The organism is Stenotrophomonas sp. LST15-1-1.1, assembly GCF_040815575.1.
GTDB lineage: Bacteria > Pseudomonadota > Gammaproteobacteria > Xanthomonadales > Xanthomonadaceae > Stenotrophomonas > Stenotrophomonas lactitubi_B.
The window spans coordinates 23,426-36,350 of the sequence record NZ_JBFPNJ010000034.1 but is presented as its reverse complement, the minus strand read 5'-3'; the positions used below and the strand labels follow the sequence as shown (position 1 = coordinate 36,350).

Annotated in this window: 11 protein-coding genes; 4 read left to right on the top strand and 7 right to left on the bottom strand. The window is 67.3% G+C overall.

The genetic code is table 11. The features are described from left to right. Positions 1-9: 9 nt before the first annotated feature. From MRBLST15_RS20205 to MRBLST15_RS20175, 7 genes are all read right to left on the bottom strand, one after another. Entirely contained in the window at positions 10-570 is a 561-nt protein-coding gene (locus tag MRBLST15_RS20205; RefSeq protein WP_312705766.1) for a Sua5/YciO/YrdC/YwlC family protein, read from the bottom strand. A 121-nt stretch (positions 571-691) separates the two neighbouring features. Then, complete coding sequence (locus MRBLST15_RS20200; RefSeq protein WP_236512413.1) at positions 692-3,190, bottom strand: DNA topoisomerase I; 2,499 nt, start codon at positions 3,188-3,190, stop codon at positions 692-694. 222 nt (positions 3,191-3,412) lie between these two features. After that, the gene (locus MRBLST15_RS20195) at positions 3,413-4,342 is read right to left on the bottom strand and encodes an RDD family protein (protein ID WP_265951936.1); all 930 of its coding nucleotides are present in this window, start codon (positions 4,340-4,342) and stop codon (positions 3,413-3,415) included. Positions 4,343-4,390: 48 nt separating this feature from the next. Beyond that, positions 4,391-5,125: a GYF domain-containing protein gene (locus tag MRBLST15_RS20190; protein ID WP_323054336.1), complete on the bottom strand. Its 735-nt coding sequence runs from the start codon at positions 5,123-5,125 to the stop codon at positions 4,391-4,393. A gap of 40 nt (positions 5,126-5,165) precedes the next feature. Then, on the bottom strand, positions 5,166-5,639 hold the full coding sequence (locus MRBLST15_RS20185) for a DUF494 family protein (protein ID WP_025879062.1): 474 nt from the start codon (positions 5,637-5,639) through the stop codon (positions 5,166-5,168). A gap of 43 nt (positions 5,640-5,682) precedes the next feature. Then, positions 5,683-6,810 (bottom strand): DNA-processing protein DprA, encoded by a 1,128-nt coding sequence (gene dprA / locus MRBLST15_RS20180; RefSeq protein WP_367787623.1) that lies wholly within the window; start codon positions 6,808-6,810, stop codon positions 5,683-5,685. 130 nt (positions 6,811-6,940) lie between these two features. Further along, a complete protein-coding gene (locus MRBLST15_RS20175) occupies positions 6,941-8,068 on the bottom strand; it encodes a LysM peptidoglycan-binding domain-containing protein (protein WP_367787620.1) in 1,128 nt (375 codons plus the stop codon). 128 nt (positions 8,069-8,196) lie between these two features. On the opposite strand from MRBLST15_RS20175, the gene def reads away from it, so the two are divergent. From def to MRBLST15_RS20155, 4 genes are all read left to right on the top strand, one after another. Next, positions 8,197-8,709: a peptide deformylase gene (gene def, locus MRBLST15_RS20170; RefSeq protein ID WP_025879059.1), complete on the top strand. Its 513-nt coding sequence runs from the start codon at positions 8,197-8,199 to the stop codon at positions 8,707-8,709. A 121-nt stretch (positions 8,710-8,830) separates the two neighbouring features. After that, a complete protein-coding gene (gene fmt / locus MRBLST15_RS20165; RefSeq protein WP_165378208.1) occupies positions 8,831-9,754 on the top strand; it encodes a methionyl-tRNA formyltransferase in 924 nt (307 codons plus the stop codon). 3 nt (positions 9,755-9,757) lie between these two features. Next, a complete protein-coding gene (gene rsmB / locus MRBLST15_RS20160) occupies positions 9,758-11,089 on the top strand; it encodes a 16S rRNA (cytosine(967)-C(5))-methyltransferase RsmB (RefSeq protein ID WP_265951939.1) in 1,332 nt (443 codons plus the stop codon). Between the two features lie 22 nt (positions 11,090-11,111). Continuing rightward, on the top strand, positions 11,112-12,824 hold the full coding sequence (locus tag MRBLST15_RS20155) for an ArnT family glycosyltransferase (protein ID WP_367787616.1): 1,713 nt from the start codon (positions 11,112-11,114) through the stop codon (positions 12,822-12,824). The last annotated feature ends 101 nt before the right edge of the window (positions 12,825-12,925 follow it).

The following is a 12,925-nucleotide window of genomic DNA, read 5'->3' as shown; positions in this document are numbered from 1 at the left end:
ATCAATCTGTCAGGAGCGCAGTACGTTGCCACTGAGCGCGTCGCGGATCGGTGTGGGCTGGGCCAGGCCACCGGTTTGTCCATCAAGGATGCCGTCGAGCAGGCGCAGCAGGCGCGGGTCCAGTTCTTCGCGGCTGCGCGCGGGTGGCTCGCCGGCAAGGTTGGCGCTGGTGGAGACCAGCGGGCCACCCCAGGCCTGGCACAGTGCTGCGACCAGGGGGTGGGCGCTGATACGTACCGCGATGCCGCTATGTTCGCCGGTGATCCAGCCGGGGGCGCGCGTACCGGCGGGCAGGATCCAGGTGTTGGCGCCGGGCCAGCTGGCAAGTACCGCGCGCTGGCGTGCATCGGGCAGCGCCTGCAGCCGCACCCAGCCCTGCAGCTGCGACAATTCGGCAGCGACCAGGATCATGCCTTTCTCGATCGGCCGCTGCTTCAGCCGCAGCAGCGTGTGTACCGCCGCCTCATGCGAAGGGTCACAGCCCAGGCCCCAGACGGCTTCGGTCGGGTAGGCGATCACCCCGCCACTGCGGAGCGTGGCGACTGCGGTGTCCAGTGTGAGTTCTTTCATGGCGGCGACCGGGCCCGGCGTGGGCCTTCATTATCCCCCCGCTGCGTGCACAACGGGTGGAGCAGCAGGTGCGGACCGTTGGTCCGCACACCTTGGCCTCTCATCCACGCATGGCGTGGAACTACTTGGCGGCCTTCTTGACGGCCTTCTTTGCCGGTGCCTTCTTGGCCACGGCCTTCTTCGCAGGTGCCTTCTTCGCAGCCGCCTTCTTCGCCGGCGCCTTCTTGGCAGCGGCCTTCTTCGGCGCGGCGTCCTTCTTCACTGCCGCCTTCTTGGCCGGGGCCTTCTTCGCGGCAGCCTTCTTGGCGCCGAAGCCCTTGCGCACCGGCTTGCCGGTTTCTTCCATCAACTGCTGCACTTCGGCCAGGGTCAGCGATGCCGGCTCACGATCCTTGGGGATCTTGCCGTTCATCTTGCCGTCGCTGATGTACGGGCCGAAACGACCGTTCAGCACCTGGATGTCGCTGCCCTCGAACTCCTTGATGATCCGGTTGCGCGCGATTTCTTCCTTCTCTTCGATCAGGAACACGGCGCGGGCCAGGTCGATGGTGTACGGGTCGTCTTCCTTCTTCAGCGAGGCATAGGTGCTGCCGCGCTTGGCGAACGGGCCGAAGCGGCCGATGCCGACGCTGACGTCCTCGCCCTTGTCCTCGCCCAGCGCGCGCGGCATCAGGAACAGCTCCAGCGCGTCTTCCAGGGAAATGGTGTGCATCGACTGGCCCGGCCGCAGCGAAGCGAACTTGGGCTTGTCCTCGGCATCCTCGGCGGTGCTGCCGATGGCTGCGTAAGGCCCGAACCGGCCCAGGCGCACGCTGACCGGCTTGCCGGTCTTCGGGTCGGTACCCAGTTCGCGCGCACCACTGGCCTCGGCGCGGTCGACCGATTCCTTCTTGTCTTCGACCAGTTCCTTGAACGGGCCCCAGAAGCGCGACATCAGTGGAATCCACTCTTCTTCGCCGCGCGAGACGGCATCGAGCTCGTCTTCCAGCTTGGCGGTGAAGTCGTAGTCGACGTACTGGGTGAAGTGGCTGGACAGGAACTTGGATACCGCACGGCCGACATCGGACGGGCGGAAGCTGCGGCCTTCCATTTCAACGTACTTGCGGAACAGCAGGGTCTGGATGATCGAGGCGTAGGTCGAAGGACGGCCGATGCCGTACTCTTCCAGCGCCTTCACCAGCGCCGCTTCGGTGAAGCGCGGCGGCGGCTGGGTGAAGTGCTGGTCGGCCACGATGCGTTCCAGCGGCACGCGGTCGCCCGGCTTCATCGCCGGCAGCTTGCGGCCTTCGTCGTCATCCTCGGCGCTCTTGCTGTCCTTGCCTTCTTCGTACACGGCCAGGAAGCCGGGCACGACCACCGTGGTGCCGCTGGCGCGGAACACGTGTTCGCTGCCGGCCGACAGATCCACGCTGACGGTGTTGAGCGTGGCCGGAATCATCTGGCAGGCCACCGCACGCTTCCAGATCAGCTCGTACAGCTTGCGCTCGTCGTCGGTCAGGAACCGTGCGACCTGGGCCGGGGTGCGCAGTGCCGAGGTCGGGCGCACCGCTTCGTGCGCTTCCTGGGCGTTCTTGGACTTGGTCTGGTAGGTGTTGGGCTGGTCGGGCAGCGAGGCGATGCCGTAATCACGGGCGATCACGTCGCGGATTTCGGCAAGCGCGTCCTGCGACAGGTTCACCGAGTCGGTACGCATGTACGAGATCAGGCCGACCGTGCCTTCGTCGCCGCCGATGTCCACGCCTTCGTAAAGTTTCTGCGCGACCTGCATGGTCTTGCGGGTGGTGAAACCCAGCTTGCGCGAGGCTTCCTGCTGCAGCGTGGAGGTGGTGAACGGCGGCGCGGGGCGACGCTTGCGCTCCTTGCTGGCGACGTCGGTGACATGCAGGGCGCCCTGTGCAGCCTGCTGGATGCGCAGGCGGGCGGCCTCGGCGGTGTCGCCGTCGGTGACGGTGAACTGCTCGAACTTCTGCCCGTCCAGCTTGATCAGCTTGGCGTTGAAGTGCTGCGAGGGGTGCGCGCACTCGGCGGCGATCGACCAGTACTCGCGGGCGATGAAGGCTTCGATCTCTTCCTCGCGCTCGACGATCATGCGCAGCGCCGGGCTCTGCACGCGGCCTGCCGACAGGCCGCGCTGGACCTTGCGCCACAGCACCGGCGACAGGTTGAAGCCGACCAGGTAGTCCAGCGCGCGGCGCGCCTGCTGGGCATCGACCAGGTCGCTGGCGATCTCGCGCGGCTGGCTGATGGCTTCCTTGATCGCGCGCGGCGTGATCTCGGTGAAGACCACGCGCTGCATCGGCTTGTCCTTGACCAGCCCACGCTCTTTCAGGATCTCGGCGATATGCCAGCTGATCGCTTCACCCTCGCGATCCGGGTCGGTCGCCAGCAGGATGTCGTCGGCGCCCTTTGCGGCCTTGGCGATCGCATCGACATGCTTTTCGTTCTTCTCGATCACGTCGTAATGCATGGCAAACCCGTTGTCCGGGTCAACCGCGCCTTCCTTCGGGATCAGGTCACGCACGTGCCCATACGAGGCCAGGACCGTGTAGTCCTTGCCGAGGTATTTGTTGATCGTCTTGGCTTTGGCCGGCGATTCAACGATGAGCAGGTGCTTGGGCATGGCAGCAGGGTCTGTGGGTAAGCCGCGGGGAAGGGCCGCTAGGGTGGAGCAAACGGCCGCATTAGTGAAGCGGCCACGGGCAAATCAATAAACTGAACGCCCGGGACTGTGCCGGGCGTTCAGGTTTCACCTTATTAGAGGAATCACGCCCGGCCTGCCGTTGTCAAGCAGGGAGGCGTGAGGATGGCCGTCCGCGACGGCGCATTGGCCCTCGATCCCGGATCACGACGCCATGTTGGCGATGACGCCGACGGCGAGGATGATCGCGGCGAAACCGGCCAGCATCAGCAGGCCGCCCAGCACCAGGATCACGATGGTCACCGTGCCAAGCTCGCGACGCTGCAGCTGCGGCTGATCGGTGTAGGCCCAGCGGTCGACCACCACGGTGTCGCAGATCAGGTCATGCAGGCCCTGCTTGCGCTCGGTGAAGGCAGCCATCAGGTAGCCGATGCACAGGGTCAGGCCGCTGAGGATGGTCGCGAAGTAGCGGCCGATGCTGCGGCCCAGGGTCAGGCGATCACCGTTGCCGCGCACGACCTTGATGCCGATGGCCATCTTGCCGAGGGTGGCGCCGCCACGGGACGCATGGAACCAGCCGTAGTAGGCGGCGGCGATGAACAGGCCAGCCAGGCCACTGATCAGCTGGGTGACCACTTCCACCGCGGTTTCGCCGCTGCCGGTGGCACCCATGCCAGCGCCGAGCACGAAGCCCAGTATGCCGCCGACCACGCCGCTGGGAATCAGCAGGACGAAATAGTCGATCAGGTAGGCGGCAAAGCGCTTCCAGAAGCCGGCGTAGACCACCTCGCCGCCCTGCACCGGCTGCGAGTAGTCACCGCCGCCCGCGCCGGGCGCGGTGTACGGCGAGCTGCTGAGGGCGCCGGTGCCCGGCAGGGGCGCGGTGCCGTTGTCGATCGCGGCGTAGTCGTTGCGCAGGTCGAAGCCACCGGTGGCGTTGGACGTGCTGGCATCGGCCAGGGTCTGCAGGCCAAGTTCGTCCACCATCTGCCGCAGCGGCGCCCACTGTCCCATGCCTTCGCGCCAGACCAGGGTGTCCAGGTTCAACTGGCCGCGCTGGAAACGCTGGCGGATCTCGGTGACCTCCAGCGGTCCCTGGCGTTGCTGTCCTTCGGCGTAGTACCACTCAGTCATTGCATGTCCCCTGTTGGGTCGTCCTTGGTGGGTTGCCCGATGCGCGGCTCAGCCGCGGCATTGCGTGGGCAGATACTTGTCGTCGCTTTCGCCGCTGCATTCCCAGCGTCCGCTGTCGCGGTCGTACTCGAGCCACAGCAGGTCGCCATCCTGGCTCTTGCCCGGAAACGCCAGCGTCGCTTCGATACCGCAGTGGCCATTGTTGAAGCGGCCGATATGCACGGCCGACAGGCCCTGGCCCGCGAATTCGTCCACCGCCGGGAAACCGGCGTCGTTGGCGCCCGGGCAACGGCCCTGGTCATCGGCGAAATGCTGGACCTTGTCCTTCAGCGGCTGCAGCGCGGTGACCGCACCGGCGACCTTGGCCTTGACGGTGTAGTCGTTGTAGGCCGGCAGGGCAATGGCTGCCAGGATGGCCAGGATCGGTACCACCACCAGCAGTGCAACGCCGCCGATGATGGCGGTCAACGCGCAGCCGGACAGGCCCTTCTTCGCAACCGGCGCGGCATCCATCGGCGTGGTCGCGTACGGAGAGGCAGGCGGCAGGGTGGGCGGCAGAGGAGCGACAGGCGGCGGCGGTGCCGCAGTGGCGGGTGCATCGACGGCGGGCACGATCAGGCCAAGTTCGTCGACCACATTGCGCAACGGCTGCCATTGCGGCAAGCCGTCGCGCCATACCAGGGTGTCCAGGGTGATCTGGTTGCTACGGAACAGCTCGATCAACTGTTCCGAGGGCAACGGGCCTTGCTGGCGGTTGCCTTCGGCATGGAACCACTCACTCACGGGGGACGCTCCTGAATGCGCACGGCCCCCAAGTGTACGGTCAGTGCAGGGGTTCTGGCTCGTCCACGAACATCTGCGTTTCCATCCAGGCGTAGGCCGCCTCGGCGCCGGGCTGGTTGAACAGCACCATCAGCACCACCCATTTCAGGTCGTCCAGGTCCAGTTCGTCCTGGTCCAGGGCCATGGCCCGGTCCAGCACCAGCTCGCGCTGGCCGGCATCCAGGATGCCGTGCTGTTCCAGGTACAGCAGGAAACCACGGCACTCCACGTCAAGCTTGTCCAGCTCCGGGCCGTGATAGATGCGCACCGGGCCGTCGACCCGGGCCTGGGCCGCGCTGGGGCGCTGCGCTGCCAGGGCATCGAGCCATTCGAATGCCTTGTTGATCTCAGTGGGGCTGAAACCGGCCTGGATCAGGCCATTCTGCAGTGAGTCGCGGTCACGGATCAGGTCCGCATCTTCGCTGAAATAGTGTTCAAACAGGTACAACAGTACATCCAGGATGCTCTCTTTCATTGCCCCTCGGCCTGCGTCGCGCGACGCTGTGGAGGTGAAGAAACTAGGGACGTCGACAGTAGCGGCCGTGTACGCACACCACGATCCCCGCAAGTTCCATGGCCAGCAGCATGGAGGACACCTCCGACGCCGTCAATCCACACTGCGTGATCAGTGAATCCATACTGATGGGGTCGTACTCCAGTGCCCGCCACAAGCTCTGGTAGTCAGCGTCGTTCGCCCAGCATGCCGGCAGGTCCGCCGGCGCTGCCTGTTCAGTGGGGGTGGCAAGCCGGGTTTGCAAGCCCGGAAGCTGCTGGCGCAATGCCGGGGCCAGCAGTTCCAGCACTTCCTCGGGACGTTCGACCAGGGCGACCCCTTCACGGATGAGCCGGTGGCAGCCTGCGGCGCGCGGATTGAGCACCGAGCCGGGTATCGCACAGACCTCGCGGCCCGCTTCGGCCGCCAGCCGGGCCGTGATCAGGGCGCCCGAGCGTTGTGCGGCCTCGACCACCACCGTGGCCAGGGCCAGCCCGGCCACCAGCCGGTTGCGCGCGGGGAAGTGGCCCGGCCGTGCGGTGGTGCCTGGCAGATATTCGCTGAGCACGACTCCTTCGCTGGCGATTCTGGCCTGCAGGCGGGCGTGGCTGGTGGGGTAGGCACGGTCCGGGCCGGTGCCTATCACCGCGAGGGTGCAGCCGCCTGCGTCCAGTGCCGCCTGGTGGGCAGCCGCGTCGATGCCTGCCGCCAATCCACTGGTCACGGCCAGCCCGGCCTCGACGAAGCAGGTGGCAAAGCGGGCGGCGAGGGCACGACCGGCGGGGGTGGGTGAACGGCTGCCGACCAGGGCCACGGCGGGACGCCAGGCGATGGCCGGTTCCCCGGCAACGAACAGCGCCAAAGGCGGATTGGGAACATCGAGCAGCAGGGGCGGGAAGGCCGGATCGTTGCAGGCCAGCAGGTGGTGGTCAGGTTGCTGCAGCCAGCGCTGCGCAAGCGCGAGGGCGCGGCTGTTGGGACGCTCCAGCGCAGCGCATTGTTCCGGCGTGCAGCCGTGCGCCCGCCAGCCCGCAACGCCCAGCGCCAACGCTGCATCCGCGCTGCCGGTGGTCTGCAACAGGGTGCGCCTGGAAGCCAGTGAACCACCCGCGATCAACAGGCGCAGCAGCGCCTCATGTCCATGCTCAGTCATCCCTCGACTATCGACCCCACACGACGAAGGCGCCCTAGGGCGCCTTCGCGTGTTGCTGTCAGGGTATCCCGGAGGTTGCCGACGGGTGTGGCCGTCAGCCCCTGCCGAGGCCGGGGCTGACGGCGCTGGCTCATTTCGCGTCCGGATGCAGCGCGCTGTAGCCCACGCGCACCGGCTTCACGCCCTGCATCACCAGCGCATAGCTGACGTTGTCGAAGGTGCGGAAGACCATGGCATGCGCGGCGTACTCATCGGGCAGGCTGACCCGGCCGGCACCCGTGCTGACCGAGTCGTCCATCCGCGAGGACCCCGGGAACTTCATCCGGTGCGCCACGTGGCTGCCATGGCGCCACAGCGAGAACACGGTGCCGTTGTCCACGCCCTGGGCGCGGCCAGCGGAAATCGCGATCACATCGCGCGGACCGCCGGTGCTGAACATGTCGGTGACCGCCAGTACGCGCACATCCATGCCTTCCACGCCGGCTGCAGGCACATGCGGGAAGAACTGCAGGTCGTATGGCGTGGCCTCGACCGGCACCAGACGGTCGCCGGCACGCACTTCACGGCCGCCGCTGGCGTTGTCCAGGGCCAGGGTCGACGCTTCGGTCTTGCCGCCCGCCACCTTGGTGATGGTGCCGGTGCCGACCTGTGCCAGCTCGTAACCCAGAATGCCGCGGCGGTGGTTGGGCGCGCTGAAGGCCCTCCAGAGATTGCCGCTGCCCGGGGTGACATCGCCATTGGCGGTCAGGTCCTCGGTGGGCTTGGGCTGGGCGTAGCGCACGGTCGGGCGGACCACGGCCCAGCGCTGCCCGGTCTGGGCGTCGGCCAGGCGCACATAGGCGGTCTGCCCACCGGTGGCGCGCAGGCGGTTGTCTTCCAGGCCGACCACATACGGCAGCTGTTCGATGCTGTCGACCACGCTGAGCTGCTTCAGGAACGGCTCGACCTGGGCCAGCGGCACGCCGGTCACCGGCGCTTCCTGGCGTGGGCCGGGCTTGGCCGTTACCCGGTCCAGGTAGGCCAGGCTGAGGACGTCACCGGGATAGATGAGGTGCGGATTGGCGACCTGCGGATTGGCCTGCCAGATCTCCGGCCACAGCCAGGGTTTCTGCAGGAATCGTCCTGCGATATCCCACAGCGTGTCCCCTTTGCGGACCACATAGGTGTCCGGGTGCCCGCCATTCACTTCCACGGCGGTAGCATAGGCAGCCACGGTCAGCATCGCCGCGGCGACGACCGTACGAAAACGAAGCAACATAGGTGTGAAGCCCTGATTCCCCAACAGGTTCGCGCACTATAGTCCAGAAACCGGGGCGCAAGGCAAGCGTTGGAGCTAGAATCTGCGACGTATGCCGGCGTAACCCGGCCCCAACCCCGGAAACTGCCATGGCTTTACTCCCCATCCTTGAGTTCCCCGATCCGCGCCTGCGTACCAAGGCTGCGTTGATCGATGCCGCCGAAGTGACCACGCCGGCGTTCCAGGAGCTGCTCGACAACATGTTCGAGACCATGTACGACGCCCCCGGCATCGGCCTGGCTGCCAGCCAGGTGGACGTGCACCAGCGCTTCATGGTCATCGACGTGAGCGAAGAAAAGAACGAGCCGCGCGTCTTCATCAACCCGGAAATCGTCGCCAAGGACGGGGGCCAGGTGTACCAGGAAGGCTGCCTGTCGGTGCCTGGCATCTTCGCCGACGTGACCCGTGCCGACACCATCACCGTCAAGTTCCTGGACCGCCAGGGGCAGCCGCAGGAACTGACCACCGACGGCCTGCTGGCGGTCTGCGTGCAGCACGAGATGGACCATCTGGACGGCAAGCTGTTCATCGATTACCTGTCGCCGCTGAAGCGCGAGATGGTCCGCAAGAAGCTGGCCAAGCAGCGCAAGCACGTGGCGTGATCGCTGCTTCGGGCCGCCCTTCCGGGTGGCCCGCGCCTGCGCGTGACGCGCGGGCTGCATGGCGCCGGCCGACGGCGCCGTTTTTTTTCCTGCACGATTTCATCCTGCAAGTGGGGTTGCCATGAGGATTGTCTTTGCCGGTACGCCGGAATTCGCGGTGTCGTCGCTGCGCGCGGCCGCGCGTCATCATGAGGTGGTGGCTGTCTATACGCAGCCTGATCGCCCGGCCGGTCGCGGCCGTGGGCTGGCGCCTTCGCCGGTCAAGCTGGAAGCGGTCGCCCGCGGCATCCCCGTGTACCAGCCGGAAACGCTGAAGGACGAGGCGGCCCAGCAGCAGCTGCGTGACCTGCAGCCGGACCTGATGGTGGTGGTGGCCTACGGCCTGATCCTGCCCAAGGCGGTGTTGACCATCCCGACCCATGGTTGCTGGAACGTGCATGGTTCGCTGCTGCCGCGCTGGCGCGGCGCCGCACCGATCCAGCGTGCCATCCAGGCCGGTGACGAGAAGACCGGCATCTGCCTGATGCAGATGGAGGCAGGCCTGGATACGGGCCCGGTGCTGCTGCACCAGGAGCTGCCGATCGCCGCCACCGATACCGGTGGCCAGCTGCACGACAAGCTGGCCGAGCTCGGCGCACAGGTGCTGTCCGATGGACTGGGCCTGCTGCGCGCCGGCATCAAGCCCATCGCACGACCGCAGCCGGAGCAGGGCGTGACCTACGCGCACAAGCTGGACAAGGCCGAGGCAAAGCTGGACTGGGCGCAGGACGCCGAAGCGCTGGCGCGTACCGTGCGTGCGTTCAATCCGTGGCCGATTGCCGAGGCGTTGCTGGCCGGGGAACGCGTGCGCATCCACGGCGCGGTGGCGCTGGATGTGGCCCATGGCCAGGCGCCTGGCACGGTGCTGGCCGCTGGCCGCGAGGGCATCGACATCGCCTGCGGGCAGGGCGCACTGCGCCTGCGCGTGCTGCAGCGGGAAGGCGGCAAGGCGATCACCGCCGCCGACTACCTCAATGCCCGCCGTGACCTGCGCGTGGGGGTTTGACCGGTGAGCAAGGCAGAGGATTTGTCCATCGCCAAGGCGGCGCCGGGCGCAGCCACGCGCATGCTGGCCGCGCGCGTGCTGGCGCAGGTGTTCACCCGCGGTCGTTCGCTCAAGGCGGAGCTGGCCTGGGCGCTGCCCAAACTGGCTGACACCCGCGACCGCGCGCTGCTTGAAGCATTGTGCTTCGCGGTGCTGCGCCGACGCAGCACCTATGACGCCGCCCTGCAGGGATGGATGCAGAAGCCGCTGTCCGCACGCGATGCCGACCTGCGCACGCTGCTGATGGTGGGCTTCGCCCAGCTGGATGTGCTGGAACTGCCGGCTCATGCGGCGCTGTCGGCCACGGTCGACGCTGCACGCGCACTCGGCCGCGAACGCCAGGCCGGCCTGGTCAACGCGATCCTGCGCCGGGCCCAGCGCGAGGGCTTCCCCGAACAACCGGCACGCGATGCATTTCCGGTCTGGCTGGCCGAGGCCGTCGAACGCGATTGGCCGGCACAGGCCGAGGCGATCTTCGCCGCCAGCCTGCAGCCGGCGCCACTGTGGCTGCGTGCCAACCGCCAGCACGGCGGGCGAGAAACGATGATGGCGGCCCTGGCCGAAGCGGGCATTGCCGCCGAAGCCAGCCCGTTGAGCGCCGATGCATTGCGACTGGCCGCGCCGGTTCCAGTGAACCAGTTGCCCGGCTTCGGCGAAGGCCTGCTGTCGGTGCAGGATCTGTCGGCGCAATGTGCCGCCGACGCGCTGGCGCCGCCGACCGGCAGCCGCGTGCTCGACGCGTGCGCCGCCCCGGGGGGCAAGTCGGCGCACCTGCTCGAACGTGACCCCAGCCTGCGGTTGCTGGCGCTGGATATCGATGCCCGTCGCCTGGCGCGCGCCAAGGATACGTTCGCCCGTACCGGCGTGGGCGAGGGCGCCGAGGTCCTGGTGGCCGACGCCAGCGATCCGGGGGCGTGGTGGGACGGCGTTCCGTTCGATGCGATCCTGCTGGATGCGCCGTGCTCGGCCACCGGCGTCATCCGCCGGCAGCCGGACGTGATGTTCCATCGCCGTGCCGAAGACATCGATGCACTGGTCGGCATCCAGGCCCGCTTGCTGGAAGCCTGCTGGTCGATGCTGCGCCCCGGCGGCGTGCTGCTGTATGCCACCTGCTCGATCCTGCGTGCGGAAAACGTCGACCAGGTAAAGGGCTTCCTGAAATGGCACGCGGATGCGGAAGCGGTCGCGCTGGGTGACGCATTTGGTCTGGACTGTGACGGTATCGCTCGCCAGCGCCTGCCCGGTGAAAACGATGCTGACGGATTTTTCTACGCGCGTCTGCTAAAAAAGGGCTGACCCAACCGCTGTCCGAGCCCCCATGCTGAAAACCCGTGCGTCACGCCAGACGTGGCTGTTCGTTGTGATGGCCCTGTTGGTGTTGGGTGCCGGCCTGGGACTACGTGACCCCTGGCCCTCGGACGAACCGCGCTTCGCCCTGGTCGCCAAGCAGATGGTGGACAGCGGCGACTGGCTGTTCCCGCACCGTGGGCTGGAGCTGTACTCGGACAAGCCGCCGATGCTGATGTGGTGGCAGGCCACGCTGTACAGCGTGGTCGGCAACTGGCGCGTGGCGTTCCTGCTGCCTTCGCTGATCGCCGCACTCGGCACGCTATGGTGTGTTGTCGACCTGGGCCGGCGCCTGTGGACCCGCCAGGTTGGCCTGTACGCGGGCTGGGCGCTGCTGTTCGCCCTGCAGTTCACCTTCCAGTCGAAGAAGGCGCAGATTGACCCGCTGGTGGTGTTGTTCATCACGCTGGCCAACTACGGTCTGCTGCGCCACCTGCTGCTGGGGCCCGCCTGGCGTTGGTGGTGGCTGGGCTGGTTCTTTGCCGGCATCGGGGTGATCACCAAGGGCGTGGGCGTGATCGCGCTGTTGATGATCGTGCCAGCGTTGATCGGTTCGGTGCTGCACTGGCCGCGGGTGCGGCTGCATGCGCGCGACCTGCGCTTCTGGCTGGCGCCGTTGGCGTTCGTGCTGGCCATCGCGCTGTGGCTGGTGCCGATGGTGATGACCGCACTGGCTACCCGCTCCGGCGAGTACCTGGCGTACATGGACGACATCCTGTTCCGGCAGACCGCCAAGCGCTATGCGCAATCCTGGGACCACCACCAGCCCTGGTGGTACTTCCTGGGCACCATGCCGTCGATGTGGATTCCTGCGTTCCTGGCGCTGCCGTGGGCGATCCCTGCCTGGCGGCGCCGGCTGCAGCGCAGGGATGCGCGCTATCTGTTGCTGCTGGGCTGGTGGGCGCTGATCGTGCTGTTCTTCTCGATCCCCAATGGCAAGCGCGACGTCTACATCCTGCCGGCGCTGCCGATGTTCTGCCTGGCACTGGCGCCGTTGCTGCCGGGGCTGCTGCGTCGGCGCGACGTGCAATGGCTGCTGGGCGCGTTCACCCTGCTGCTGTCACTGGGCACGTTGGCCGCCGGGCTGGCCGCCCTGCTGGGCAAACCGGGCTTTGAAGCGCGATTGATGCAGACCCGTGGCATCGGCGAGGGCGAGATGAATGCCCTGGCCTGGGCGGCGATGGCGATGGGTGGCTGGGGTGTGGCCAGCCTGCTGTTGTTCGGGCGCGGCCGCCGTCAGCTGGCGCTGGTCTCGACCCTCACTGCCGTATGGGTGCTGTACAGCCTGATCGGCTATCCGCTGCTGAATGATTCAAGTTCCGCGCGCGGCCTGATGCGGCACACCGGCCAGCGTATCGGCGCCGATGCAGAGCTGGGACTGGTGGCCTGGAAGGAGCAGAATCTGTTGATGGCCGACCGCCCGGCAGCCACCTTCGGTTTCAACGAGCCTTGGGATGCGCAGCTGGCTGCGGCCGTGGAATGGCAGCAGTTGGCGCCCCGGCGCCGTTGGTTGCTGGTACACGAAGACGCGCTGCTGCCCTGCATCGACCGCAGCCGTGCCGAACTGGCGGGCATCGCCAACCGCCGCCGCTGGTGGCTGGTGCCGGCCGCCGCGGTACAGGGCCGGTGCGTGGCCAGCGCCGACGAGCGCGAACGCGAACGGCGATTGCAGCGTGAGGAGTAACCACTCTGGCCTGTGCTTGTCCAGACTGCCCAAGTGGCGCCAAAGGCAGTAAAACGTCAGCGTGGGATCGACCGTGCCGGCGGTCCCGTTCATTCCGCAGG

Coding starts and splice junctions, on each gene's coding strand:
- MRBLST15_RS20205 (WP_312705766.1), bottom strand. CDS start 570: ATGAAAGAACTCACACTGGACACCGCAGTCGCCACGCTCCGCAGTGGC.
- MRBLST15_RS20200 (WP_236512413.1), bottom strand. CDS start 3,190: ATGCCCAAGCACCTGCTCATCGTTGAATCGCCGGCCAAAGCCAAGACG.
- MRBLST15_RS20195 (WP_265951936.1), bottom strand. CDS start 4,342: ATGACTGAGTGGTACTACGCCGAAGGACAGCAACGCCAGGGACCGCTG.
- MRBLST15_RS20185 (WP_025879062.1), bottom strand. CDS start 5,639: ATGAAAGAGAGCATCCTGGATGTACTGTTGTACCTGTTTGAACACTAT.
- dprA (WP_367787623.1), bottom strand. CDS start 6,810: ATGACTGAGCATGGACATGAGGCGCTGCTGCGCCTGTTGATCGCGGGT.
- MRBLST15_RS20175 (WP_367787620.1), bottom strand. CDS start 8,068: ATGTTGCTTCGTTTTCGTACGGTCGTCGCCGCGGCGATGCTGACCGTG.
- def (WP_025879059.1), top strand. CDS start 8,197: ATGGCTTTACTCCCCATCCTTGAGTTCCCCGATCCGCGCCTGCGTACC.
- fmt (WP_165378208.1), top strand. CDS start 8,831: ATGAGGATTGTCTTTGCCGGTACGCCGGAATTCGCGGTGTCGTCGCTG.
- MRBLST15_RS20155 (WP_367787616.1), top strand. CDS start 11,112: ATGCTGAAAACCCGTGCGTCACGCCAGACGTGGCTGTTCGTTGTGATG.